At 33.0% G+C, this 25,351-nt stretch carries 25 protein-coding genes; 12 read left to right on the top strand and 13 right to left on the bottom strand.

Features of this window, described 5'->3' with window-relative positions; all coding sequences use genetic code 11:
* Positions 1-11 precede the first annotated feature (11 nt).
* From trmB to FUA26_RS09175, 8 genes are all read left to right on the top strand, one after another.
* Positions 12-686, top strand: a complete 675-nt coding sequence (gene trmB / locus FUA26_RS09140; RefSeq protein ID WP_147134781.1) for a tRNA (guanosine(46)-N7)-methyltransferase TrmB — start codon at positions 12-14, stop codon at positions 684-686.
* A gap of 2 nt (positions 687-688) precedes the next feature.
* Complete coding sequence (locus FUA26_RS09145) at positions 689-1,318, top strand: LysE family transporter (RefSeq protein WP_147134784.1); 630 nt, start codon at positions 689-691, stop codon at positions 1,316-1,318.
* Between the two features lie 6 nt (positions 1,319-1,324).
* Entirely contained in the window at positions 1,325-1,654 is a 330-nt protein-coding gene (locus FUA26_RS09150; protein WP_147134787.1) for an MGMT family protein, read from the top strand.
* A gap of 139 nt (positions 1,655-1,793) precedes the next feature.
* Positions 1,794-2,930 carry an Mrp/NBP35 family ATP-binding protein gene (locus FUA26_RS09155; protein ID WP_147134790.1) on the top strand — a complete coding sequence of 379 codons (1,137 nt, stop codon included), beginning with the start codon at positions 1,794-1,796 and terminating at the stop codon, positions 2,928-2,930.
* A 4-nt stretch (positions 2,931-2,934) separates the two neighbouring features.
* Positions 2,935-3,177 (top strand): NifU family protein, encoded by a 243-nt coding sequence (locus FUA26_RS09160; RefSeq protein WP_147134793.1) that lies wholly within the window; start codon positions 2,935-2,937, stop codon positions 3,175-3,177.
* A gap of 160 nt (positions 3,178-3,337) precedes the next feature.
* Positions 3,338-3,667, top strand: a complete 330-nt coding sequence (locus FUA26_RS09165) for a 2Fe-2S iron-sulfur cluster-binding family protein (RefSeq protein ID WP_147134796.1) — start codon at positions 3,338-3,340, stop codon at positions 3,665-3,667.
* 75 nt (positions 3,668-3,742) lie between these two features.
* Positions 3,743-4,039 carry a hypothetical protein gene (locus tag FUA26_RS09170; protein ID WP_147134799.1) on the top strand — a complete coding sequence of 99 codons (297 nt, stop codon included), beginning with the start codon at positions 3,743-3,745 and terminating at the stop codon, positions 4,037-4,039.
* An 86-nt stretch (positions 4,040-4,125) separates the two neighbouring features.
* Positions 4,126-4,632 carry a ferritin gene (locus FUA26_RS09175; protein ID WP_147134802.1) on the top strand — a complete coding sequence of 169 codons (507 nt, stop codon included), beginning with the start codon at positions 4,126-4,128 and terminating at the stop codon, positions 4,630-4,632.
* A gap of 49 nt (positions 4,633-4,681) precedes the next feature.
* On the opposite strand, the gene FUA26_RS09180 is transcribed toward FUA26_RS09175, so the two are convergent.
* The 10 genes from FUA26_RS09180 to FUA26_RS09225 all read right to left on the bottom strand — a co-directional run bounded on the left by FUA26_RS09180 (position 4,682) and on the right by FUA26_RS09225 (position 16,580).
* Complete coding sequence (locus tag FUA26_RS09180; RefSeq protein WP_147134805.1) at positions 4,682-5,476, bottom strand: DUF1853 family protein; 795 nt, start codon at positions 5,474-5,476, stop codon at positions 4,682-4,684.
* Between the two features lie 2 nt (positions 5,477-5,478).
* Positions 5,479-6,375: a metallophosphoesterase gene (locus FUA26_RS09185; RefSeq protein WP_147134808.1), complete on the bottom strand. Its 897-nt coding sequence runs from the start codon at positions 6,373-6,375 to the stop codon at positions 5,479-5,481.
* 32 nt (positions 6,376-6,407) lie between these two features.
* Positions 6,408-7,163 (bottom strand): SGNH/GDSL hydrolase family protein, encoded by a 756-nt coding sequence (locus tag FUA26_RS09190; protein WP_147134811.1) that lies wholly within the window; start codon positions 7,161-7,163, stop codon positions 6,408-6,410.
* 102 nt (positions 7,164-7,265) lie between these two features.
* Positions 7,266-7,982 carry a 3-ketoacyl-ACP reductase gene (locus FUA26_RS09195; protein ID WP_147134814.1) on the bottom strand — a complete coding sequence of 239 codons (717 nt, stop codon included), beginning with the start codon at positions 7,980-7,982 and terminating at the stop codon, positions 7,266-7,268.
* A gap of 31 nt (positions 7,983-8,013) precedes the next feature.
* Positions 8,014-9,540: a Dabb family protein gene (locus FUA26_RS09200; RefSeq protein ID WP_147134817.1), complete on the bottom strand. Its 1,527-nt coding sequence runs from the start codon at positions 9,538-9,540 to the stop codon at positions 8,014-8,016.
* Positions 9,541-9,566: 26 nt separating this feature from the next.
* Positions 9,567-10,055, bottom strand: a complete 489-nt coding sequence (locus FUA26_RS09205; protein WP_147134820.1) for a GlcG/HbpS family heme-binding protein — start codon at positions 10,053-10,055, stop codon at positions 9,567-9,569.
* Between the two features lie 121 nt (positions 10,056-10,176).
* Complete coding sequence (locus FUA26_RS09210; RefSeq protein ID WP_147134823.1) at positions 10,177-10,749, bottom strand: Crp/Fnr family transcriptional regulator; 573 nt, start codon at positions 10,747-10,749, stop codon at positions 10,177-10,179.
* Positions 10,750-10,876: 127 nt separating this feature from the next.
* Positions 10,877-14,329 (bottom strand): hypothetical protein, encoded by a 3,453-nt coding sequence (locus FUA26_RS09215; protein WP_147134826.1) that lies wholly within the window; start codon positions 14,327-14,329, stop codon positions 10,877-10,879.
* 154 nt (positions 14,330-14,483) lie between these two features.
* Positions 14,484-15,662: an acyl-CoA dehydrogenase family protein gene (locus FUA26_RS09220; protein WP_147134829.1), complete on the bottom strand. Its 1,179-nt coding sequence runs from the start codon at positions 15,660-15,662 to the stop codon at positions 14,484-14,486.
* 201 nt (positions 15,663-15,863) lie between these two features.
* Positions 15,864-16,580, bottom strand: a complete 717-nt coding sequence (locus tag FUA26_RS09225; protein WP_147134832.1) for a tRNA1(Val) (adenine(37)-N6)-methyltransferase — start codon at positions 16,578-16,580, stop codon at positions 15,864-15,866.
* A 134-nt stretch (positions 16,581-16,714) separates the two neighbouring features.
* Here FUA26_RS09225 and FUA26_RS09230 point away from each other — a divergent pair, with 134 nt between their 5' ends.
* On the top strand, positions 16,715-17,170 hold the full coding sequence (locus FUA26_RS09230; RefSeq protein ID WP_186826892.1) for a hypothetical protein: 456 nt from the start codon (positions 16,715-16,717) through the stop codon (positions 17,168-17,170).
* On the opposite strand, the gene rimM is transcribed toward FUA26_RS09230, so the two are convergent.
* From rimM to FUA26_RS09245, 3 genes are all read right to left on the bottom strand, one after another.
* Positions 17,167-17,697 carry a ribosome maturation factor RimM gene (gene rimM, locus FUA26_RS09235; protein WP_147134838.1) on the bottom strand — a complete coding sequence of 177 codons (531 nt, stop codon included), beginning with the start codon at positions 17,695-17,697 and terminating at the stop codon, positions 17,167-17,169. The genes FUA26_RS09230 and rimM overlap by 4 nt on opposite strands.
* A 141-nt stretch (positions 17,698-17,838) precedes the next feature.
* A complete protein-coding gene (locus FUA26_RS09240) occupies positions 17,839-18,360 on the bottom strand; it encodes a 30S ribosomal protein S16 (RefSeq protein WP_147134841.1) in 522 nt (173 codons plus the stop codon).
* An 86-nt stretch (positions 18,361-18,446) separates the two neighbouring features.
* Positions 18,447-19,505: a lactonase family protein gene (locus FUA26_RS09245; RefSeq protein ID WP_147134844.1), complete on the bottom strand. Its 1,059-nt coding sequence runs from the start codon at positions 19,503-19,505 to the stop codon at positions 18,447-18,449.
* A 201-nt stretch (positions 19,506-19,706) separates the two neighbouring features.
* Between FUA26_RS09245 and FUA26_RS09250 the strand changes: the two genes are divergently transcribed.
* The 3 genes from FUA26_RS09250 (at position 19,707) to dnaE (ending at position 25,320) form a co-directional block, all read left to right on the top strand.
* A complete protein-coding gene (locus FUA26_RS09250; RefSeq protein WP_147134847.1) occupies positions 19,707-20,156 on the top strand; it encodes a ferritin-like domain-containing protein in 450 nt (149 codons plus the stop codon).
* 148 nt (positions 20,157-20,304) lie between these two features.
* Positions 20,305-20,754, top strand: a complete 450-nt coding sequence (locus FUA26_RS09255) for a ferritin-like domain-containing protein (protein WP_147134850.1) — start codon at positions 20,305-20,307, stop codon at positions 20,752-20,754.
* A gap of 180 nt (positions 20,755-20,934) precedes the next feature.
* The gene (dnaE, locus tag FUA26_RS09260; RefSeq protein WP_147134853.1) at positions 20,935-25,320 is read left to right on the top strand and encodes a DNA polymerase III subunit alpha; all 4,386 of its coding nucleotides are present in this window, start codon (positions 20,935-20,937) and stop codon (positions 25,318-25,320) included.
* The last annotated feature ends 31 nt before the right edge of the window (positions 25,321-25,351 follow it).

Consider the following 25,351-nt stretch of genomic DNA (forward strand, 5'->3'; position numbering starts at 1 on the left):
GTTAAAACACAGTGGGAAGTAAAAATAAGCTAAAGCGATTTAGAGAAAACGAAACATTTTCTAATGTATATCAGCCAAAAAGAGAAGATTTAGTTGAAGGTACTTTTGAGTTAAAGGGTAACTGGCGCTCAAAAGTTTTTAAAAATAATAACCCTTTAGTTTTAGAGCTTGGTTGTGGTAAAGGTGAATATTCTGTGGCTTTAGCACAAAAATATCCAGATAAAAACTTTGTAGGCATAGATATTAAAGGCGCACGTTTTTGGCGCGGAGCTAAAACAGCTATTGATGAAAACATACCCAATGTTGCGTTTTTACGTACTCAAATTGAATTGATAACCTTTGCTTTTGAAGCGCAAGAAGTTGATGAAATTTGGATTACTTTTCCAGACCCACAAATAAAATATAAGCGCACTAAACACCGTTTAACCAATGCCGATTTTTTGGCTAAGTACAAAACAGTGCTTAAACCTGGAGGTGTTATGAATTTAAAAACCGATAGTGAGTTTATGCACGGTTATACTTTAGGTTTATTGCATGGTGCAGGGCATAATGTACTATATGCTAATAACGATGTTTATAATCAAGAAGGAAGCCCTGATGAGGTTACTGCAATTCAAACATTTTATGAATCACAATACCTAGAGCATAACAAACCAATTACGTATATTAGATTTCAAATTAATTAATTTTGAGTATTACCATCATTTTTTTTTTAGGTTTAATAATTGCATTAGTTGGGGTAATACCACCTGGGTTGTTAAACATGACAGCCGCTAAAATTAGCTTAAAAGAAGGACACAATCGAGGTATAATTTTCTCTATTGGTGTATGTGTAATTGTTGCTGTACAAACCTATTTAGCATCAGTGTTTGCAAGGTATTTAAGCAAGCACCCCGAAGTGGTTGATGTATTGCAACGCGTGGCTTTTGTAATTTTTGTGCTCATTACTGTGTATTTTTTATTTGTAGCCAAAGCTACTACCAAACAGCAAATAAAAACCAAAACAAAAAGTAAACATAGCCGTTTTTTTCAGGGTATATTTTTGTCTTCAATAAATGTATTTCCAATTCCGTATCAGGCATATATGACTATTACTTTGGCGTCATTTGGGTGGCTTAATTTTGAACAAATTAATGTAATATCATACGTTGCGGGTGCAGTTTCAGGTACATTTGTTATGCTTTATATGTATATATTCTTTTTTGATAGGGTTAAAAACAAAGCATTTACATCGCAAAAAAATATGAATTATATTATTGGTGGTATTACCGGAATAATTTCGGTTGTCACATTAATTAATATTCTAAAAGAACTTTAAAATACTTTGAAACCAGAAACTTTAAGTTTTTTTGAAAAAGTTTACAGCATAGCGCGTTTAATACCTTATGGCCGTGTTACAAGCTATGGTGCTATTGCAAAATACCTTGGGGCAGCAAGAAGTGCAAGAATGGTAGGCTATGCCATGAACGGATCTGGCGGAAAAAATGTACCTGCACACAGAGTTGTAAATAGAAACGGTTTGCTTACCGGGAAACATCATTTTGAGGGTACTAACCTCATGCAGCAGCTTTTAGAAAGCGAAGGCGTTGAGGTAGTTAACAATCAAATTCAAAATTTTAAAACCGTGTTTTGGGATCCTTCCGAAGCCTTATAAAATCTATAAATACGTATTTAAAATCACTTTACAAGTTCTATAGCTAAATTAAATAGTATAATAAGCAAAACTTGTGTTAAGGTAACATTTCTTCAACCTATAATCGTTATCTTTGCATATTAGAATAAATTATAATTACATGAAGCTTAATAAGCAAGATATATTTAAAGCATTAGAGCGCATTACAGTACCAGGAGAAGGGCAAAATATGGTTGAAAGTGGCGCTGTAAAAAACGTTGTAACTTTTGGTGATGAAGTTGTTGTAGATATTACAATTAATAACCCAAGTTTACAAGCTAAAAAACGTGTTGAGGTTGATATTTTAAAAACTATACATGAGCACGTATATCAAAAAGCAAAAATAAAAGTAAATGTAAAAGTTGATGCGCCTGCAGCCCCAAAACCTAATGTAATAAAAGGTAAACCAATACCCGGTATTAAAAATATTGTAGCAGTAGCATCAGGTAAAGGTGGTGTTGGTAAATCTACCGTTACAGCTAATCTTGCAGTATCATTAGCAAAAATGGGCTTTAATGTAGGCGTTTTAGATGCCGATATTTATGGGCCCTCAATACCTATTATGTTTGATGTTGAAGCTGAAAAACCCCTAGCGGTTAATGTTGAAGGAAAATCTAAAATGAAGCCTATTGAAAATTATGGCGTAAAAGTATTGTCAATTGGGTTTTTTACACAACCAAATCAGGCTGTTGTTTGGCGTGGGCCAATGGCAGCAAAAGCTTTAAACCAAATGATATTTGATGCACATTGGGGAGAATTAGATTTCTTGTTATTAGATTTACCTCCTGGAACTGGTGATATTCATTTAAGCATCATGCAATCATTACCAATTACGGGAGCTGTAGTAGTTAGTACACCACAAAATATAGCCTTAGCCGATGCTAAAAAAGGTGTAGCAATGTTTCAGCAAGATAGCATACAAGTACCTGTTTTAGGAATTATAGAAAATATGGCGTACTTTACACCAGAAGAATTGCCAGACAATAAATACTATATTTTTGGTAAAGAAGGTGCTAAAAATTTAGCCGAAGATTTAAAAGTACCATTTTTAGGACAATTACCATTAGTACAAAGCATAAGAGAAGCTGGAGATGTTGGTAGGCCAGCAGCATTACAAACAGCTACTGTTTTAGAGCAAGCTTTTGAAAAATTAACTCAAAATGTAGTGCAAGAAGTAGTAGCACGTAATGAAAATTTACCACCAACCGAAGCCATAAAAATAACAACCATGGCAGGTTGTTCGGCAGTTAAAAAGTAATAAAATGACTTCAGAAGAACTAAAACTAAATGTTGAAAAGGCATTAGATGAAATTCGTCCATTTTTACAAAGTGATGGTGGCGATATTTCGCTTTTATCAATTGAAGATGATAAATTGGTAAAAGTACAATTACAAGGTGCGTGCGTTGGTTGTAGTGTTAATCAAATGACATTAAAATCGGGCGTTGAAATGACTATAAAAAAGTATGCACCTCAAATAGAACAAGTAATTAATATAAGTGCTTAGTATTACTGCAAATGTTGTAATAATACTAAGCTATTTTTATAAAATCTTCAATTTTTTTAATTCCTATTAAATTAGTAGAGTAAACATTTAGATAAATGATTTTCTTAAACTAAATTTGTGGCATAAATTATGATATGCCTTTGGCAATAAACATTTTATAATGCAAGACGTAAATATAAAAATTACAGATAGAGATGGTGTAACACATGATATTGTAGCACCAACAGATATGGCCATGAATTTAATGGAAGTTGTGCGTTCATATGAGTTAGCTCCTGAAGGAACTATTGGTGTTTGTGGTGGTATGGCTATGTGTGCCTCTTGCCAATGTTATGTGCTTAGTGATAATAATTTACCTCCAATGACTGATGATGAAGAGGCTATGCTATCTGAAGCTTTTGATGTAAAAGATAATAGCCGTTTAGGATGCCAAATACAAATAACGCCCGAAATGGAAGGTTTATCTGTAGAGCTTGCTCCTGAAAGTTAAGCTACTTATAAATTTATAAACGTTAAATTATTTTTTTGTTTTTATTTATTCTAAATAAAGACTATATTTGTGCCTGTGAAAAATGTAGTTAACACAAATAACAGTTATCAAATACAGCATATTACTTTTTGCAAATATGCTTTAATAACGCCTAATAAAATTATAAATTTAAGCTTTCCGCAAATGCTTGAATTAAGGCGTAAAATAAATGCATTAACAACTTACAGTGCTTTAAATAGCATAATTGATAACGAAAACTTCGTACTACTTTTTGTGGCCGATAAGCAACATTTAATTTTCTTAGAAATTCCGCAGTTATTAAAGCTAAAAGATGAAATAGCAGCATTTTTTCAAGAGGCTGTACTTGCATAATTCTGTTTATTTAGACTTTATTTAAATTTTGTTCACATTCTCTTACACCAATTTTTTATTGTAAATTTGTGTAAAAGCGTATAGTTATGAATACAATTGTTAGAAAACAAATGTCTATTAACACTGATGTTATGGACATGCTAAATAATCAAATTGCTATGGAAATGAAAGCATCAGCTTCATATTTAGCCATGGCGTCTTGGTGTGACCAACGTGAGCTATTAAATAGCAAAGCGTTTTTTTACAAGCAAGCAGAAGAAGAGCGTGAACACGCCATGAAAATATTTACGTTTATAAATGATAATGGTGGGGCGGCAATTTCGCCTAGTGTTACCAACGTAAATAATGATTTTGAAAGCTTAAGAGCTATTTATGAAACTGGTTTAGAACAAGAAATAGCCGTTACAGAATCTATTTTTAAAATATTTAAAGCAGCTAGAAAAGCTGATGATTTTATAACCGAAGTATTTTTACAATGGTTTATTTCAGAACAATCTGAAGAAGAAGATACTTTTAGAAGTATTATTGATGTGTTTGATTTAATGGAAGGTATGCCATTAAAAATGATTGATGAAAGATTACCTAAAGAATAATGTTAGTTAAGTAAAATATATTATTATAAATAGAAAAAATGTTTTTAGTTTACCACCAAACTAGAAACATTTTTTTTATGCTTCCGTTTTTAAATTTTACCCAACAAAGTGTAGAGAATTTAGTATTAAAATAATTTTCAGTAATTGTTTTTATAGTAGTGTGGTTTTTCCAGTTTACATTAGGGTGCGGTGTTATTAACCAGTCTTTTTTTGTTGGTATATAGAATTTACAATTTGAAAGATTTTCTAAATCTTCTTTATTAATATAATAGCCCGCAATACAATTATTATTTAACGTTTTAAGTTGAATGTTTTGGTTGCTGTAAGGCAAAAATAATTGAGCCTTAAAATATACATATTGTGAAATGGTATTTACATTTAAACTTAAATTTTTTAAATAGTTTTTACAAGTTTCAGAATAGAGTAGAGGAAGTTGTTTTTTCTTAAGTTTTAATAGTTTTTCAACCAAAGCATCTTTTCTGTTAGGCCCTATAAAATGATCTATTTCTGTATTACCAACAGAAGCATCATATAAGTAGAATTTATAAATAATTTCTAAATGAATAGGTTGTTGGTTTTTTAGTAATAAACAATCAAGTTCACCCAAAGTAATTTTATCTTTTTGTATTTGAATGTTCTCTGCTATTATTGAAATATCAGGCTGTTGCAATAATTCAAAAGATACAAAACGTTCAATATATTTACCCAACCGAAGTGTTTCATCTATTTCAACATCAATTTTTGAAAATTGCGTTTCAATTTCAAACTGTTGTAAATTGAATATAGACTTGCTTTGCCATAAAACAGGTGTTTTTAAAAAACCATAGTAACGTTTTTGAAGCATACTTATGTTCTGTAATCAATTAAGTTTACAGGGCCTTCTAATAATGTTCTAACAATTTGTAGCGTACCATCATCTTTGGTGGCAATATGCCATTTAATTAATGAAATAGCGCCGTTTTCAATTTCTAAACCCGTAATGCTTCTAGGGTGTACGCAGCTTCCATCATTAAAAAAGGCAATATCACCAGGCTCAGGAAAACGTGGTCTGTGTGTGTGGCCAAAAATGGTTAGTAAATTGTTGTTTTCGGCAATCCATTTTTTAGCACGTTTTTCAACTTTAATTAACTCGGTATAGTTTTTTGCAGGACTTGTGGGGTCTGCAATACCCATAACATTTAAGGGTTTCCATAGAATTCTTACTAAAAAACGGCTCCATTTCCAAAATAGAAAATTCCACCAATCGGCTTGATGTCCGTGTGTTAAAAATAACTCTTGCTTGGTGCCTTCATGCTTTAAAATAATGGCTTCATTATAGGTAATGTTGTTAAAAAGTTCAACATCTTTACCAACTTTTGGGTCAAAATACGTTGATAAATATTTTTTTACGTAGTTGGGGTTTCGGTATACCATATCGTGGTTTCCCCAAATCATATGTAGTCTATTCTCTTTGTGAAACTGCTTTAAAAGCATGTACACATTTTTATGTGCGTTTAAAATTGATGAGAACGATAGGTTTTCCCATAGCTCATCACCATCGCCTAATTCACAATAATTAAAACCTTCATTATAATAGTGTTTTAAAGCATGAAAATAAATGTTGCGGTTGTTTGCAAAATCATCAGCAAAACTATTGTCGCCACGGTGGCAATCACTAAATAAAATGAATTTACTAGTGTTGTTAAATGTTACAGTTTTAGCATTTTTGTAGGCGTTGTTTAAGCGTTTTTTTGATGAAAACATGTACTGAAAACTTTAAGCTAATATAGGTATAATTAGTTTGAGCTGTAGCCAATTTTAAACAAAGCTTCGGGTAATATCAAACTTACAAACTTGCTGTAGGCTAATGTTGATGGGTGCAAACCATCACTAGCTACAAGCGCTGGGTTTTCAAGGCCTTCGCGGGTAATGTCTGTAATGTTTATATAAGTTATGCCATATTGGTTGCAATAGTTTTCAATGAAGTTATTGTACTTATTTATTTCTTCACTAATTGTAGTGTCACCGTTTCCAAATGGTGTATATGCGTAATCTGGTATTGAAACAATAATAACGTTTTCTTTTTTTAATTGAGCAAAAGTTATGGCGCTACTAACAAGCTCAGGAAACTCTTTTTCAAAAATACTAAAGGGTTGCCGTTGGTATTGGTTGTTAACGCCAATTAGTAGTGTGGCTAAGTTGTAATCTTCATCTAAATTGTCATTATTTATGGCATTTTTTAAGGCTGAAGTTGTCCAGCCAGTTTGTGCAATTACTTTTAAAGAAACAGTATTGTTACCAATTTTTTGAATGATACTGTCTTTTAATTGCTCAGGAAAACGGCAGGTGTTGCAAACACTTTCGCCAATGGTGTAACTATCACCTAATGATAATATTTTTACAACATTTTCTGGTGTGGTTTCTGGTGTGGTTGTACTAATTTCTTCATTTTTAGTATTGGTTGTGTCTTCATTTTTAATATCTGAAGAAGAACAGCCAAAGTACAGTATGCCAGAAAAAACAAGACTTTTAAGTAGCTTTTTCAAAATCATTTTTTCTTTTAAAGATACAATTTTTGAAGTTTAGTTGCGCAATTAAAAAAAAGCGCTTCAAAAAATGAAGCGCTTCTTAATCAATTAAATTTTAATTATTTATTACGGATTGGTTGTCCATAAAGCAGCTGTTTTTAACATGGCTCTTCGGGGTAATTTTAAGCCAGATACTATTAGCTGCGCAAAATCTTCGGGTTGTAATACGTTTTCAGAGCCTTTTTCTAACATGCCTAAACCAACAGTCATGTCAGATTCTATAGTGCTTGGTGTAAGTGTAATAACTCTAATATTGTTTTTTCTAACTTCTTTCATTAAAGATTCAGACATGCCAATTACAGCAAATTTAGATGCTGAATATGCTGAAATATTAGGGTTGCCATTTAAACCAGCTGTAGAAGCTACATTAAAAATATCACCTTCATTTTTATCAATTAAATGCGGTAAAACTTCTTTGGTAACATAATACATACCCATAACGTTTGTTTGAATAGTTTGTTCCCATTGCTCTACAGGCATTTCAAGAAATGAACCAATAGCTGCTATGCCTGCGTTGTTAACTAAAATATCTACACCACCTAAACGAGTAATAATATCATTAATTCCTTTTTTTACAGCGCTGTAGTTGCCAACATCAAAAACTGCATAAATGGCTTTTACGCCTAAGCTTTCAAGTTCTGTAATTGTTTCTTTTAAAACAGTTTCGTTTCTTCCGGTAATAGCAATATCAATACCTTCTTTTGCAAAAGCAATGGCAGTTGCTTTGCCTAAACCTCTGCCACCTCCAGTTATTATGGCTTTTTTATTTTTTAAATTACTCATTTTTATTTTAAGAATGTTTGTTTTTAATAGTTTACTCTTCAGTCCAATAATCCATAACTACGGCATCGGCAAAGAATTGTGCGTATTTATTAATTAAGCCTAGGTGCGCTTCATGAAATAAGTATTGTTCTCTAGCATTTTCATCTTTAAAGGTAATTACAAACGAGTGAGTAAGTCCTTTGTCATGTTTCTCAGTGCTATCGTTTTCTCCCCATTCAAAAGCAGAAATTGAAGGAATTTTGTTTTGTAAGTCTACAAAAGCTTGAACCGCTTCATTAACCTGTTCATCAGTTGCTTCATCTTTATATTTTAGGTGAACAATATGTTTTATAACTTTGTTTTTTCTATCAATTTTAGGAGCAATTTTATATGATACAGCTTTACCAAAATCAAATCTGTTAGAGCCCGCAATTAAGAAATTATCATCTCCTATTTTGTGCGATTTTAACCCGTAATAAATTGAAAAGCCAGTTTCTAAGTAATTAATTGGACTTAAAATACCATCTTCACTTAATTTACATAGCTGAATGGCTGCATCGTCTCTAGTTCCTACAGCAAAGACAGCTTCTTTTCCGTTGTTAGAAATTAGTTCTATTCTTGTTTGCCCCTGAAGTTTGGTGGTTTCATCATCTTTTAAAACAAAATGAGGAACTAGTGCACCTTTATTGTTGAGTTTAAAAACGCTAACACCATCACCATGATATGTGAAATGGGGGTTTTTTATAAATCCGCCTCTTTTGTAATATTTATGATGTCTATGCCCAACTACTATATAGTTATTGTTTCCTAAAGTTGCACCAGTTACTGGGTATGCGCCAGTTAAATACCTGTCTGTTGTATTGTCGTGAATATTGTTAACATTTTTGAATTTTCCGTTATCATAAATTCTAAAACTGCTTACACCGTTATCTTGGAATCCGCTAGTATATAAAAAGGTTTTTCCTTTAATTTTAACCGTATACATGCCAATAATACCATCGGTATGAAGGGCTTCGGTGTCTTTCATAGATTGCACGTGTGTAAGGCTACCATCATTATTTATTTTGAAAGAACTTAATCCTGGGTTTTCTAATTCGAGTCCGCCTACAAATAAGTATGATGCCTTTTTCATGTGTACTACTTGTAGTGTTATACCAACTGCAAGGTGTGTTTCTTCAGTATCTTCAACCATAGCAGCACGTTCTAAAGACCCATTGTCTTGAATTTTGAAGGTTTCAACAACGTTGCCAAATTTATTAGCTACAAATAAAAAATCGGTACCACCAATATTGTCTGCAACCATGCCTCTGGCAGGACCTTTCTTTTTGTATAATTCATGGCTACTAATTGGGCTAAGTGTACCTGTTTTATCTAAACTGAATACATCTACATCTCCGGCACCACCAACAAAAACAAGGTGCTTGCCGTTTTTCAGGTAGCTTGTTACAGAAACGGTGTTTTTACCAGCTATATTTTTAAAATCTTGCCTGTAAAGCATTAAATTATCAGCATTTTGCCCAAAGCAAATATGTGAAATTGTAAGCATTAATAGTAAAGCTAGGTTTTTTATATAATTCATAAGTTCTAATTGTTTATCAAAAGTAATTAATTTAAAATGGCTTGCGCCCCTACGGTTGCTATTTCTCTATCTTGTTCAATGGTGCCACCACTAACACCAATAGCGCCAATAATTTTATCTTCTTTATTTTTTATAGGAATACCACCAGGAAATGATACTAAACCGTTATTAGTTAATTCAATGTTATAAATAATGCCTCCAGGTTGTGTAAGTTCACCTAATTTACCAGTATCAATGTTGAAGTAGCGTGCAGTTTTTGCTTTTTTAATGGCTACATCAATACTACCAAGATAAGATTCATCCATTCTTACAAACGCTTTTAAGTTTGCGCCAGCATCAACAACAGCTATGTTAACAAGTACGTTATCTGTTTCGGCTTTAGCTTTAGCAGCTAAAAGTACTTTAAGGGCTTGGTTGCTGGTAATATCGTTTGTTATTTGTGCTTGTAAAGCACAAGAAAATAGAGTAATAGCAAGTATTGCTATACAAAAGTTTAGTTTCTTTAAAGAGTTCATGTAATTGTTGTTTTGTTTAAAAACACAAAAATTATAAACTGTTGGCAGAAAATTGTTGAACAAGTTCAACTGTTGTAAAAATTATAATATAAGTTTTTTACTGTTTGGCTTAATTTTATAACTACTGCTGTTTTTTAATTTTGCTTAAAAACTCGTGTGTAATACCTAAATAACTAGCTATTTGTTTATCTGTTAGTTTTGAAGCAATGTTAGGGTAGGTTTTTGAAAAGTATAAATAGCGTTGTTTAGCAGTTTCACATTGGTTACGTATTAGCCTACGTTGCCACGCAACAAGGGCTTTTTGAGACATAATACGGAATAGTTTTTCAACTACAGGTAGTGTTTGGTATAGTGTTAATTTATCGGTTCTATTAATTAGTAACACTTGGCTATCTTCTAAGGCTTGAATGTTTAAGTTTGATGGTTTTTGGTTCATAAAGCTATCAATATCCATTAGCCACCAATCTTTTGCTGCAAAATATAGGGTGTTTTCGTTGCCTTTTTTATCAATAGTAAAAATTCTGAAGCATCCATCAATAACAAAGCCTTCGTATTTGTAAATATTGCCTTGTGTTAGTAGAAAATCTTTTTTTTTAATAGATTTTAGTTTGAAATAACTGCATATGGTTTCTAAGTCTTCAGAAGAAATTTCAATGTTTTTTTTAATATGTTCTTTTAAAGCGTTTAAAACCATTGATAGCAATTGTATAACAGCAGCCTAAAATATTGTTTTATAATGAGAAATTAAAATTTATAAAAAAAGCGCTTCAACATTTATAATTTATAAATGCGAAACGCTTTTACGCTTAAAATGAAATAAACTACTTTTTAAATAGTGGGTCTGTACCAATGGTGCCCACTAAGCTTTCTAAATACGCATCTGTTTTTGCGTTTTCATATAATTTTTTAGTGGTTTCTAATTTGTTATTAATATTCATTTCTTCCACTAGTTTGCTATTATTAGGTTTTGCTATAAAAGTTTCTAAATATGTTATTTGAGATTTGTAGTACGCCAAATCTTTTTGTTGTTTAATTTTTAAACGTTCTTTGTACCAACTGCTATTTAAAACATAATCTCTAGTAAAAAATTTGCGTAACTCTGGGTTGCTAATATCTTTACCTTCATAGTTGCCATAAGCCATAATGTGTAATAGTATTTTTAGCGGTGGTATAGCTGCTTCAACACTACCGTCTTCAAAATAATTTAAGGCTACTTTTTGTTGTGCTTCAACTATGTTGTTTATACCATCAACATAATCTTCCATACCTTGTAATTCAGGTTTTAGCATACGTTCACTAAATACGGCGGTTGGCTCATCAAAAATTCTATTTAAACATAATAAATCGAACTTTCTTGTTATTCTGTAGCCCAATCTGCTTGCTAATACTTTTTTGCCTTGGTATTCAAAATCTTCAAGTTTTTCTAAAGAACCATTGGCAATTAAGTTTTTTGGATCTCTATCAGCAGGTGTCATTCTTGCCCAAATTTCGGGTATTAGTAAACTCACGTCGTGGTCTATTTTGTTTTCGGCACCAACATAGCCAGCAGCAGTGCTAAAACCGTTAGACTCTGTTAAAATATGTGATAGAAGCGCGTTATTTAAATCTGTAGTTGGTGTAAGCATGTTAAAAGGTGCTTTAGTAAGCGCTCCTTCAGAACCCGCTCCGGTTGTTGAAGGAGACTTACCTGTTAAACTACAAACAAAATCCATAAACAATTCTGGTGTTTCTTGGTAGTGAATTGGGTTGTAAACCGCTAGTGGTCTAATACCAGCTTCTTTATCAACCGGATTGTTTCTTCTACCGGGTAACACCGCATTTACAACATGTATTACAGGGTCTTGTGGCTTAATTTTACGGTGTAAACGTACGCCAATATCTGCAATATATGATGCTTCGGTTTCGTTAAAAAACCTGTTAGGCTCTAAATAACGAGGGTTTTTTGTTGGTAAACCATCTTCAATAATTCTTGGATGCGATGGTAATACAAACTGAATGTCGTCATCATTACTATTAACAATTTCTAAAATGAAATCTTTAACAGGTTGTGTGTATTTATCGTAATTTATTGTGTCTTCATAAATGGCAATGGCGTCTTTTTTAGTTAACATTTCATAGTTGGTTAAAAATCTGCCATTTGAAATAATATCTAATTCAGCACCTTTATCATACCCTCTTACAATAGCTTCATCTGGTCTTTGAAACAGGTGTGCTTCGCAGTTGGTTAATACTTTAACACTTTGGTTTTTATACTCTGGGTTTAAGTTTTTAAACTGATTTCTAGGAAGTGTTATTGATGCTGAAATATCATCTTCTGTTTGAATTTTTTCACTTGCAGAGAAATCTGAACGTAGTTTGTTTAACATCCAGTTACCTTGTTGGTTAAAGCCAATACGCACATAACTGCCAACTACGGGTGTGTTATTATAAATGAGTTTGGTGCCCTTAACGCCGTTTATAATTTCAACAGTCATCATGTCTTTCCAGTTTAAATCGGCACCATGTGCTTGCCTAAATAAACGTTTTACAAATAGCACTAAAGAGCGTACGTGAACCGGAATGTCTTTTAACCATTCATTAAACTCATCAGAGTTTTCTTCAGAAGGCGTTAGCAGTTTAACTACCGAACCTAATGTACGTTTTTCACTTAAAAATGAGCGTGATTTTGGGCGGTTAGGATCTTTAACCTTCCATCTTGTTGAATAATCAAATTCAATAATTTCATCGGCTTTTTTAAAATCTTCTTCAATATCATGAATGTTGAAAGAGCTATACGTTATAGCGTTTTGCATAGATTTTGAAATCTCTGATTTACCACCACCAGACACAGTACAAGGTTTGTGGCAAAATACACCTTCAGGATAGGTTTCAACCATACGCCATAAATTTATTGACGGATGTTTTTCTAAACGTAATTTATTACCAGATGGGTGTACGTAGGTTTTAAATGGCGATAATGTTAACTTTTGCTTTTTACCGTTGTGTTTCCAGCTAATATTATTTTTATTTATGTTGAAGTAAGCCGTTTCTGGAACATAAATAATATTTGGATATTTTTTATCAACTGCGTAATTTTCTGGTTTTACTTCAATTCTATCAGCTAAAAGTGTTTTTACATCTTCAAAAGTGTGGTCTAAACCATAATTTTCAACATAATCTTGTCCGTTTACAGTATCGCCCATTATACGTCTTGCATAGGCAATAGCACCGCCCGCATGTTCTTCTTCAACTAAACCATAAAGGTTTGCAGAGTAGCTAATTTGTGTTTTTATTTCTTTTTTAGAGTAGCCGTAGTAATTATCAGCAATAAGCGTAACAACCACACCGCGCTCATCTCTACAGGTTAATTTAAAGGCGCCCCCGTCATTGTAAAGTTCGTTTTCATCTTTATAGCACATACCATCTTTACGTTGGCGTTCTGTGGCATCATTGTAATGTGGTAGCCCAACATCTTTCTTTTTTAAAGACTTTAAATGTGGTGCCAAAATGATACAGCCTGTATGCCCTGTCCAGTGTTCTGTATCTAAGGCAGCATCATTATGAGCTAAACTTGGGTCTCCGGCATTACCAAAAATATTTTCAACAAAATCTAAATTACTTACTAAGTTGCCTGGTGCAAAAAAGCGCACTTCTAATGATTTTTCTTCAATAACACCCTTTACTTCAGGGCAAACTATGGGTCTTAATAACATAGACACCATTACTTTTGCTTGTTCTTTTTGTAATGATGTAAATGGTAATACTTTTAAATCATCGGGTGCGTTAAATGCAGCGTTTATAAAGTGAGCAAATACAATTTTTGGTACTTCTTTTTTATCTAAAGGTACAGGTAATGGGCCTTCAACTATATGAAATGTGCCTTTTGTAGTGCGTTTATCGTGTAACGGATTATTTAAAATGCCTTGTTTAAGTCTTTTTGATGTTACTAAATCACTCACAAACGAATTGCCGTTTGCTGGTAAACTAGCTTCTCTTGCTTGCCCTTTTTTTGATAATATAAGTGTATCATTTGGGAGCTTATAAGTTTTACTAAAAGGAACATCTTTTAAATAATCGTTTATAAAATTTTGAATTCTTGCATCAGCAGGAGAAAGATGATCGGCTAGAAGTCTGGACTTCTCTCTTATACTCATTATTAGTCCGGTAGTTAACTCATCAAACTTTGTGTCGTTAAAAGATTCTTTACTACCCTCTTCATTTTTAAATGTTGGTTGCCCAATAGCAGCTAACTTTAAATTGATAGATTGAACAGTGTCTTTTCGTAATTTTTCCATAGGTTCTAACTTTACTAACTGTATGCAGTTGGTTATTGTGTTAACAAAGTTAGATTTACAACTTCTGAAAAAAACTGTCAAAAGTCATATTGCCTAGAGATTTTTTACTAAAACGATGTAGTGTGTAAGGTTATGTTTTTATGCTAACAAGGTGTTACTTAAACCCATTTAACCCAGTAATATCTAGCCCAGTAATAAGTAAATGAATATCATGTGTGCCTTCATAAGTGATCACGCTTTCAAGGTTCATCATATGGCGCATAATAGAAAATTCGCCAGAAATACCCATACCACCTAACATTTGGCGTGCTTGTCTTGCAATATTTAAAGCCATGGCAACATTATTACGTTTTGCCATGGAAATTTGAGCAGAAGTTGCTTTACCGTCATTTTTTAAAATACCCAAACGCCATGCTAAAAGTTGGGCTTTAGTTATTTCGGTAATCATTTCGGCTAGTTTTTTTTGTTGTAATTGAAATTGGCCAATAGGTTTACCAAATTGTATACGTTCTTTGCTGTAACGCAAAGCGGTGTCATAACAATCCATAGCAGCGCCAATAGCGCCCCAAGCAATACCGTAGCGTGCAGAGTCTAAGCAGCCAAGTGGCGCACCTAAACCGTTTTTGTTAGGTAGTAAGTTTTCTTTGGGTACTTTAACATTATCAAAAATAAGTTCACCAGTGGCGCTAGCGCGTAAAGACCATTTGTTGTGAGTTTCTGGAGTAGTGAAGCCTTCCATTCCGCGTTCAACAATGAGTCCGTGTATGCGGCCATCTTCGTTTTTAGCCCAAACAACAGCTATTTGAGCAAAAGGCGCATTGCTAATCCACATTTTAGCACCGTTAAGTAAATAGTGGTCGCCCATATCTTTAAAATTAGTAACCATACTGCCAGGGTTGCTACCGTGGTCGGGCTCTGTTAAACCAAAACATCCCATCCATTCGCCACTAGCAAGTTTTGGTAAATATTTTTTGCGTTGAGCTTCGTTACCGTATTTCCAAATAGGATACATAACTAATGATGATTGTACTGAGGCCGTACTACGCACACCAGAATCGCCTCGTTCAATTTCTTGCATAATGAGGCCATAGCTAATTTGGTCTAAACCAGCGCCACCATATTCAGCAGGAATATAAGGTCCAAAAGCACCAATGTTAGCTAAACCATCAATAATTTGTGAAGGGAATTCAGCTTTTTGAGCATAATCTTCAATAATTGGAGATACATGGCGTTTTACCCAATTACGTGCGGCGTTGCGTACTAATTTATGTTCTTCGGAAAGGAGCTCATCTAGGTTGTAATAATCTGGAGCTTCGAATAAATCTGGCTTCATAATTTGATATTATTCAGTTTAAAATCAAATTTATTGAAAAAAGTGAAAAAAATAATATGGTTTTTAAGGAATTTTTCACTTTATGATTTAATATTGAAAAGTTATGATACTAAGTGTGTTGCGTATTTATAGGTTTTTTCTCTCTTTTTGGAAAATATTGTAAGGTTAAAAAAAATGGTTTGATGATTTATTTTAAAAATATCACATTTTAAGATAGAATTCTTTTGTTAATTCAATGTATTCGGGTGTGTATTGGTGTCTTTCAGTTTCAATAATTAATTCGTTAGTTAATACATTATTTTCAATAAACGAAAACTCAATTAAACTACGTTTTACCTCAGTTGTTGGGTTGCCTTTAACGTGTAAAATATGGTTTGGATATAGTGAAAAATGTTGTGCTAATGCTATGAATTTTTCTTCTTCTTTAAACGGAATAACTACACAAAAACTGCCATTTTTTGCTAGTAATTTAACACTACATTCAAGCAAATGTTGAAATGGCATAGCGTCTTGAAATCTTGCAGTGTCTCTTGAGGTATTTTCGGTTTTAAAATCTTCGGAATAAAAAGGCGGGTTTGATATGATGAGGTCATATTCATCATCAATTTCATTGGCAAATTCTTCTAAAGATGCATGATAGCAAAATAGACGATCTCCCCATGGCGATTGTTCAAAATTATCAACACATTGTTCATAGGCATCGGCATCAATTTCAATAGCATCAATAACTTCGGCATTACTACGTTGCGCAAGCATAAGTGCAATAATGCCTGTGCCCGAGCCAACATCTAGTATGGCAAATGGTTGCTTTTTTATACTAGCCCAAGCCCCAAGTAAAACACCATCTGTACCAATTTTCATGGCGCAATTATTTTGGTTTACTGTAAACTGTTTGAAAGTAAAGGGTTTTTGAGACATTTGTGTGTTTTTTGTAAGCGCAATAGTAAAAAATAAAAGTTAATTGTTAACAACATTTGTTAAAACTTTATACTATAAAAATCAAAACAGAGTTGTTATTACGTATATTTAAAAACGAAAAATTTTTTTGGGATTTGAAACAGACAGATTACATTGTAGAGAAGTTAAACGATTTAGTGATTTTAAATGAAGAAATAGAAAGCGCTTACAATAAAGCTAGTAATGAACTTAAATTTGCCGATAATGTTGCATTTAGCAAACAAAGTGCTTCACAGCGTAATAAGTTTATTCAAGTGTTAAATAAAGAGTTGAAGCGTTATGATGAAAATAACGAAATGCAAATTGTTTTAAAAAGACGCTTTCATTTAATTAGAACTAATTTTAAACAACAAGTTAAAATTGGTAATGATTTAGATTTCTTATCAAAAGTTTATAGTAATGAGCTGTTGTGTGTAAATAAATATGATGAACTGTTATCACAAATAAATTTACCTTTATCACTTTGTAGAGCTTTGTTAAAACAGCGAGATATTGTACAAGCAAGAATACATCTTATTGAAAGAGGAGAGCCTATAGTTGCTGCGCTTTAATTGTTTAAGTACAAATCTATTAAGCCTTCTGGGGTTTCTACAATAATAGTTTTGTTTGTTCTGTTTACTTCTAAAATAAACTCATCATTCATTGGTATTAAAATTTCAGTACCATTACGGTCTATTTCAAAAAGTGCTTGAGCAGTACTATCATTTATAGCTTTTAGTGTGCCTACGTTGCCAAAGTTTTTATCTGTAATGGTAAACCCAATAACTTCATGGAAATAAAACTTGTTGCCTTCTAGTTTTGGTAGCATTTCTAAAGGTAAAAATAAGTTTGTTTTCATTATAGCATCAGCATCAGCTTCAGTATCTACATCTTCAAATTTAATACGTAATAAATCAGATTTATGTAACTGCGATTTTTCTATAAAAAAAGGCACAAGATTATTTTTAAAGTCTAAAAAAATAGCATCTAAATTTTCGTAAATATCAGGCTGGTCTGTATCAAGTTTTGCTAAAACTTCACCTTTAAAACTGTATTTTTTTACAATTTTTCCTAAATAAAAACAGTTATCTTTTTTCATGGAAAAGGTCATCTTTTTTATTTCCGCGCATGCAGAAATTTTTTTTTGAGAAATTTATTATTGGTTTAAATTCTCACTTTCGTGGGAATAAAAAAACTCCGATACATTGTACCGGAGTTTAAAAGTATAAAAAATTAATTTTTATTCTTCTTCGTTTGTAGCTTCAGTTTCGGTAGCAGTTTCTTCAGTAGCTTCCTCAGTTTCTTCAACTACTGGTGCAGCAGCAGCAGCAATTCTTGCTTCGTTAACAGCTTTCTCAGCAGCAAGCGCTTCAGCTTTAGCTTTAGCATCAGCTTCAGATAAACCATCAGCTTTTGCTTGAATTTTAGCAGCTTTGTCTTCTAACCAAGCATTGAATTTAGCTTCGGCTTGCTCTTCAGTTAAAGCACCTTTTTTTACACCACCTGCTAAATGGTTTTTTAATAATGCACCTTTGTAAGATAATAATCCTTTAGCGGTATCTGTTGGTTGGGCACCATTTTGTAACCATTTTACAGCACCATCAACATCTAAATCAACAGTTGCAGGGTTTGTGTTAGGATTGTAAACACCTAATTTTTCTAAGTATCTACCGTCTCTTTTTGCACGCGAATCTGCGGCAACAATCCAGTAAAAAGGTTTTCCTTTTTTACCGTGTCTTTGTAATCTAATTCTAACTGGCATAATTATTAATTAATTGAGGTTCACGACCTCGGGTTATTAATGAGGGCGCAAAGATACTCTAATATTTTTAATTTTCAAGCAATTAGCTAAAATAATAAGCATACAGGTGTAGGTGTTTTAACATCATATAAAAAGTTGAGGTGGCCGTTAGTTGTATTTATTTTAAATACTGATATGTTGTTGCTATTTTGGTTAGCTACTAAAAGGTAGTTACCGCTGGGGTCTATGGTAAAGTTTCTAGGCCAATTGCCATGAACACTTACATTTTCAATACGCTTTATTTTCCCGTTTTTTTGGTTTCTTTCAAAAATAGCTATGGTGTTTTCACCACGGTTTGAGCCATATAAAAAACGCTCGTCTTTAGATAGGTGAATATCAGCACACGCATTTTTTCCGTTAAAATCTTTTGGTAGTGTAGAAACCGTCTCAATAAGTTTAAAACCTTTTTTTGTTCTTTTTGCTACTGTTATAGAGCCAGCAAGCTCATTAATTATGTAAACAAATTGACCATTTTTAGTGAACTTAAAATGTCTTGGGCCAGGGTTTCCATTTACGTCAACAATAGCATTATTTGTTAATTTATATGTGTCGTTTTTTTGTAGTTTGTATTGTGAAACAGCATTTTTACCTAAATAGGCTACATAAAGTTCGTTTTCATAAAAAAAGGCAGCATGTGCTCTAGCTGTTTTGTTTTCTAAATTTTTATTTAAAACCTGTGAGGCTTCAGCTAATGTACCATCAAAATTTATGGGTAAAATAGCAGAAGTGCCGCCGCCATAATTAGAAACTGCTGCTTTGTTGCTAGTGGCATTAATAGCAATGTGGCAAGCGCCTTTTCCTTCGCTTTTAACGCGGGTTAATAGTGTTAATTTATTGTTGTCTTCAATTTTATATGATGATACAAACCCATTTTTATGTGCAGAATATACATATTTTTTGTTTGGTGAGTAGGCTAAAAAAGATGGATCGTCAATAGCAATAGCCAATTCAATAGGGCCTAATTGGCCTGTTTGGGTATTAAATGTTGTGTGGTAAATACCTTGGCTGTTTTCATTAGTAAAAGTACCAATGTATAAGGGTGTTTCTTGCGCAATTAATTGCAGGTTTGAAATTAGTAATGTGAAAATTAAATATTTGATCTTCATGGTGTTTAGTTTGTTGGTTTTCAAAAATAAGCTAATAAAAGTTACTATTAAAACCTTTTTGAGTTGTTAAATTGTATTAAAATTCTGCTAAACACTGTTAAACGCTTTTAATTGGTTAATATGCTTTGTAGTTTTATAACAAATGGATGTGAAATAATAAACTATTATTAAAAATATTGAAATTTAAAATGCAAATGAATTATGGAATATAGAGATAAAATTTCTAATGGATTAAATGAATTATTACTTAAAAACTATCATACGCAAAAAGGGTATTTAAATGCTATTGAAAACGTTGAAGATGATAGGCTTAAGTTGTTTTTTGAGCGCTGTGTAGCCGACAAAAATAAATTTGACACACAGTTAAGGCACGAAATTGTAAACTTTGGTACAAAGCCGCAAAGTACTGATAGTTTTGCGGAATCTTTAAATAGAAATTGGATGAATTTAAAAACACTTTTTAGTAACAATTCTGAACTTATGGTTTTAGAAGAGGCTATTAAAGAAGAAAAATCGAACCTGAATACCTATGACGATTTTATAAAAAACACCAAGTTGCCTAAAAGTACAAGTAATATGTTGCAGGCTCAAAAAGCATCAATAAGAAATGTAATTGATACAGAGCAGTCATACCTCAAAATTATACTTTAATTAAAATGTTAATACGTTCTTAAAGGTATTTTAAACCTTGTTAAATAGCTTGACAAAAATTAGGTTAAGCCTTATATTTACAATGGATGTGATACAATAAGCATCTCAAAAGAAATTATTGAAATTTAAAAATGAAAAGATTAGAATTATGAAGTACACAGAAGAAATTTCAAATAAGTTAAATGAACTTTTAGTAAAAAATTACGACGCTGAAAAAGGGTATTTAAATGCAGCTAAAAATGTAGAAAGTACCAACTTGAGAATCTTTTTTAAACGAAGAGCCACAGAGCGTAGTGAATTTGCTAAACAAATTAGAACCGAAATTTTAAATTACGGTGAAACGCCTAAAGAATCTGGTAGCTTTACAGGGTTAATGCATAGAAATTGGATGTCATTAAAATCAATGTTCACATCAAATGATGAAGAAGCTATTTTGCAAGAAGCTATAAGAGGCGAAGAAGCAAGTTTAAAAGAGTATAACGATATTTTAAAAGATAGAACGTTGCCACCAAGTATTGATTCTATGTTGTTTAATCAAAAAAATGCAATACAGGCAGCCATTAATAGCGAAAAAGTTCACGAAGAATTAGTTTCATAAAAACAATTTTAGTTGGTTAGTTAGTTTGAAAAAGCGCAGCTCAATGCTTATTGAGTTGCGTTTTTTTATTGTTTAAAACTCATAACAAGTTCCTGTAGAAAAAGCCGAAATTCTACGTATTTTTATAAACTCATTTTTTGTAAACAACAACGTTACAAAGCAATACATAAATTTTAGCGCATGTACTTAATTTTTGATACCGAAACTACCGGATTACCAAAGCGTTGGGACGCCCCAATTACCGATGTAGATAACTGGCCAAGGTGTATTCAAATTGCATGGCAATTGCACGATGCTATGGGTAATTGTATAGAGAGTCAAGACTATTTGGTACAGCCCAATGGATTTAACATACCGTACGATGCCGAAAAAATTCATGGTATTTCAACAGAGTTGGCAGCCGAACAAGGTGTGCCGCTTACCGAGGTTTTAGAAAAATTTAATCTAGCTTTAAGTAAAACTAAATTTGTAGTAGGGCAAAACGTAAAGTTCGATTTAAACATAATGGGAGCAGAGTTTGTACGAGAAAATGTTGCAAACTCATTACAAGAATTACCAGTTTTAGATACTTGTACAGAACATACTGCAGAACTTTGTAAAATTCCAGGTGGCCGTGGCGGAAAATTTAAACTACCAACATTAACAGAGTTGCATGAGTTTTTATTTAACCAGCCATTTGCCGAAGCGCATAATGCCACTGCCGATGTTGAGGCAACTACACGTTGTTTTTTAGAACTTATTCGTTTACAAGAATACACTAAAGAGCAGCTTGATGTAGAGCCCGATTATTTTAAAAATTTCAAGGAAGCAAATCCGCAAGAAATTCAACTTATCGGTTTAAAGCACATTAATCTTAAAAAAGAAAGTGCTAAAATTAGGGCGAAGCTTCAAAAAAATGAAGGGTCTCAAATATCTTCCGAAGAAATAAAACAAAATATTTCCGAATTAAAGGAAGTAGATTTTGTTCATCTTCATAACCATTCGCAATTCTCAGTGTTACAGTCCACCATGAGTATTCCAGATTTGGTTGCAGCAGCGGCATCACACAATATGCCGGCAGTAGCATTAACAGATCATGGTAACATGATGGGGGCTTTTCATTTTATAAACGCAGTAAATAATCAAAATAAAGGCATAAAGGCAGCCATTGAAGCTGCTGAAGAAAAAGGTGAAACTACCAACAAAAAATTAATAAAACCTATTATTGGTTGTGAGTTTTTTGTATGCGAAGACCATAAAGATAAAACCAGAAAAGATAACGGTTACCAAATTGTATTAATAGCAAAAAATAAAAATGGTTACCATAATTTGGCTAAGTTATCGTCACATGCCTTTGTAAATGGGTTTTATTACGTACCGCGTATAGATAAGAAACTCATTGAGCAGTATAAAGAAGACATTATTGTTTTAACGGGTAACCTTTATGGTGAAGTGCCAAGTAAAGTGCTAAATATTGGTGAAAATCAAGCCGAAGAAGCCTTAATTTGGTGGAAAGAGCAGTTTGGAGACGATTTGTATGTAGAGATTATGCGTCATAATCAAGAAGATGAAAATCGTGTAAATGATACCTTGGTTAAATTGGCTCGCAAACACAATGTTAAATTGGTTGCTACAAATAATACCTATTACCAAAAGCAAACCGATGCCAATGCACACGATATTTTATTGTGTGTAAAAGATGGTGAAAAACAAGCCACACCAATTGGCCGTGGCCGAGGTTATCGTTACGGTTTACCAAACCAAGAGTATTATTTTAAGTCTTCTGATGATATGAAGGCGCTTTTTAAAGATTTGCCAGATGCCATTGCTAATACCGAAGACATTGTAAATAAAATTGAAGCCTTTCAGTTGGCGCGAGATGTACTTTTACCTGCCTTTGATATTCCAGATGAATTTAAACATGACGAAGATTTAGTTGATGGAGGCAAACGGGGTGAAAATGCCTATTTACGTCATTTGGTTTACGAAGGTGCAAAAAAACGTTACGGTGAGCCTTTAACTGAAGAAGTAACCGAACGACTCGATTTTGAGTTAAGCGTTATAGAAAACACAGGTTATCCCGGATATTTCTTAATTGTAGAAGATTTTATTCGCGAAGCTAGAAACATGGACGTGTCTGTAGGTCCAGGGCGTGGTTCGGCAGCGGGTTCGGTAGCTGCTTATTGTTTATGGATTACCAACATAGACCCCATGAAGTACGATTTGCTTTTTGAGCGTTTCTTAAATCCAGATCGTATTAGTATGCCCGATATCGATATCGATTTTGATGATGAAGGCCGAAGTAGAGTAATGGACTACGTAATAGAAAAATATGGTGCCAACCAAGTAGCGCAAATTATTACTTATGGTACTATGGCTGCAAAATCTAGTATTAGAGATACCGCTCGTGTGCTTGATTTACCGTTGTTTGATGCCGATAGAATTGCTAAATTAATACCCAACATGTCTAAACTAAATAAAATTTTTGGTTTAGATGAAAAAGCTTTGGCAGGTAAATTTAGGGCCGAAGAGTTAGAAAAAGTAAACGAACTTTTAAATATTTCTGAAGGAAGCGGCTTAGAGGCAGAAACAGTAAATACAGCAAGAATGCTTGAGGGTTCGGTACGTAATACGGGTATTCATGCTTGTGGTGTTATAATTACACCCGACGATATTACTAAGTTTGTGCCGGTTTCTGTAGCAAAAGATTCTGATTTATATGTAACTCAGTTTGATAACTCCGTAGTAGAATCAGCAGGTTTACTTAAAATGGACTTTTTAGGGTTAAAAACACTAACCTTAATTAAAGATACTGTTAAAATTGTAAAAGCACGACATAATGTACAACTAGATCCAGAAAGCTTTCCTTTAGATGATGAAAAAACCTATGAGTTGTTCCAACGTGGTGAAACAGTTGGTGTGTTCCAGTACGAATCTCCTGGTATGCAAAAACACTTACGCGATTTAAAACCCACGGTATTTGAAGATTTAATTGCCATGAACGCCTTGTATCGTCCAGGGCCAATGGAATATATTCCAAGTTTCGTTCGCCGTAAACATGGTGATGAAGAAATTGAGTACGATTTACCAGCCATGGAAGAATACTTAAAGGAAACTTATGGTATTACAGTTTACCAAGAGCAGGTAATGCTACTCTCACAAAAATTAGCCGATTTTACCAAGGGTGAAGCCGATATTTTACGTAAAGCCATGGGTAAAAAACAAATTGCAGTACTTGATAAAATGAAACCTAAGTTTATTGAGCAAGCTACTGCAAATGGGCACGATGCTAAAATTCTTGAAAAAGTATGGAAAGATTGGGAAGCATTTGCAAGTTATGCTTTTAATAAATCGCACTCTACATGTTATGCGTGGATAGCCTACCAAACCGCTTATTTAAAAGCACATTACCCAGCAGAATATATGGCTGCTGTACTATCTAACAACATGAATGATATTAAAACCATTACCTTTTTTATGGAGGAATGTAAGCGGATGAAGTTGGATGTTCTTGGGCCAAGTGTTAATGAAAGTTATTACAAATTCTCAGTAAATAATGATGGGGCTGTACGTTTTGGTATGGGTGCTATAAAAGGTGTGGGGCATGGTGCTGTAATGACTATAGTAAATAATAGAAAAGAAGAAGGGCCATATAAGTCTATTTTCGATTTAGCAAAACGTATAGATTTACGAGCTGCAAATAAAAAAGCTTTTGAAAATTTAGCTTATGCTGGTGGTTTTGATTGTTTTGAGGGCACTCATAGAGCGCAATATTTTCATAAAGAAAGTGATTTAACCTTTTTAGAAATGGTTATAAAATATGCGCAAAAGCACAAAGAAAACGAAAATTCGGCACAAGTAAGTTTGTTTGGCGAAGCCAGCGATGTACAAATTGCTGAACCCACAATTCCACCATGTGAAGATTGGGGAACTATGGAAAAACTATCTAAAGAGCGCGAAGTGGTTGGTATTTATATTTCAGGGCATCCGTTAGATGATTTTAAAACCGAAATGAAAACCTTTTGTAATGCTACTGTTGGTATGTTTAACAATTTAGAACCTTATGTAAATAGAGAATTAGTTTTTGGAGGTGTGGTAACCGATGTGCAACACCGCGTAAGCAAACAAGGTAAAGGTTGGGGTATGTTTACAATTGAAGATTATACCGATAGTTTTGAATTTAGAATTTTTGGTGAAGATTACTTAAAATTCAGGCATTTTTTAATGGTTAATAGTTTTGTATTTGTTAAAGCCTTTGTGCGTGAAGGTTGGACTAATAAAGATACTGGAAAAAAGAGTGACCCTAGAATACAGTTTAATAGTTTTCAGTTATTACATGATGTGATGGAGCAGTATGCAAAAAAACTATCGCTTCAACTTAATATTAACGATTTAAAAGAAGATACTATTTTAAAAATTCAAGATTTATTAAGTATGCATCCTGGTAATCATGCTTTAAATTTTATAGTGTATGATACTAAAGATAAGATTAAGCTTAATATGTCAAGTAGAAAACAAAAAGTACGTGTTTGCCAAGAATTGATTTCAGAACTAGAATCGCAACATATTCATTATAAATTAAATTAAAAAAAGAGCCTCTAAAAACTAATTTAGAGGC

Origin of the sequence: Seonamhaeicola algicola (genome assembly GCF_007997385.1) — a bacterium.
Lineage (GTDB): Bacteria > Bacteroidota > Bacteroidia > Flavobacteriales > Flavobacteriaceae > Seonamhaeicola > Seonamhaeicola algicola.

What these genes read in the sequence shown, in the direction of transcription:
- FUA26_RS09195 (WP_147134814.1), bottom strand. Translation starts at nt 7,982, where the DNA reads ATGAGTAATTTAAAAAATAAAAAAGCCATAATAACTGGAGGTGGCAGA.
- FUA26_RS09190 (WP_147134811.1), bottom strand. Translation starts at nt 7,163, where the DNA reads ATGATTTTGAAAAAGCTACTTAAAAGTCTTGTTTTTTCTGGCATACTG.
- FUA26_RS09215 (WP_147134826.1), bottom strand. Translation starts at nt 14,329, where the DNA reads ATGGAAAAATTACGAAAAGACACTGTTCAATCTATCAATTTAAAGTTA.
- FUA26_RS09200 (WP_147134817.1), bottom strand. Translation starts at nt 9,540, where the DNA reads ATGAATTATATAAAAAACCTAGCTTTACTATTAATGCTTACAATTTCA.
- FUA26_RS09210 (WP_147134823.1), bottom strand. Translation starts at nt 10,749, where the DNA reads ATGGTTTTAAACGCTTTAAAAGAACATATTAAAAAAAACATTGAAATT.
- FUA26_RS09175 (WP_147134802.1), top strand. Translation starts at nt 4,126, where the DNA reads ATGAATACAATTGTTAGAAAACAAATGTCTATTAACACTGATGTTATG.
- FUA26_RS09185 (WP_147134808.1), bottom strand. Translation starts at nt 6,375, where the DNA reads ATGTTTTCATCAAAAAAACGCTTAAACAACGCCTACAAAAATGCTAAA.
- FUA26_RS09220 (WP_147134829.1), bottom strand. Translation starts at nt 15,662, where the DNA reads ATGAAGCCAGATTTATTCGAAGCTCCAGATTATTACAACCTAGATGAG.
- FUA26_RS09160 (WP_147134793.1), top strand. Translation starts at nt 2,935, where the DNA reads ATGACTTCAGAAGAACTAAAACTAAATGTTGAAAAGGCATTAGATGAA.
- FUA26_RS09165 (WP_147134796.1), top strand. Translation starts at nt 3,338, where the DNA reads ATGCAAGACGTAAATATAAAAATTACAGATAGAGATGGTGTAACACAT.
- FUA26_RS09250 (WP_147134847.1), top strand. Translation starts at nt 19,707, where the DNA reads ATGGAATATAGAGATAAAATTTCTAATGGATTAAATGAATTATTACTT.
- FUA26_RS09225 (WP_147134832.1), bottom strand. Translation starts at nt 16,580, where the DNA reads ATGTCTCAAAAACCCTTTACTTTCAAACAGTTTACAGTAAACCAAAAT.
- FUA26_RS09240 (WP_147134841.1), bottom strand. Translation starts at nt 18,360, where the DNA reads ATGCCAGTTAGAATTAGATTACAAAGACACGGTAAAAAAGGAAAACCT.
- FUA26_RS09155 (WP_147134790.1), top strand. Translation starts at nt 1,794, where the DNA reads ATGAAGCTTAATAAGCAAGATATATTTAAAGCATTAGAGCGCATTACA.
- rimM (WP_147134838.1), bottom strand. Translation starts at nt 17,697, where the DNA reads ATGAAAAAAGATAACTGTTTTTATTTAGGAAAAATTGTAAAAAAATAC.
- FUA26_RS09180 (WP_147134805.1), bottom strand. Translation starts at nt 5,476, where the DNA reads ATGCTTCAAAAACGTTACTATGGTTTTTTAAAAACACCTGTTTTATGG.
- dnaE (WP_147134853.1), top strand. Translation starts at nt 20,935, where the DNA reads ATGTACTTAATTTTTGATACCGAAACTACCGGATTACCAAAGCGTTGG.
- FUA26_RS09205 (WP_147134820.1), bottom strand. Translation starts at nt 10,055, where the DNA reads ATGAACTCTTTAAAGAAACTAAACTTTTGTATAGCAATACTTGCTATT.
- FUA26_RS09245 (WP_147134844.1), bottom strand. Translation starts at nt 19,505, where the DNA reads ATGAAGATCAAATATTTAATTTTCACATTACTAATTTCAAACCTGCAA.
- FUA26_RS09255 (WP_147134850.1), top strand. Translation starts at nt 20,305, where the DNA reads ATGAAGTACACAGAAGAAATTTCAAATAAGTTAAATGAACTTTTAGTA.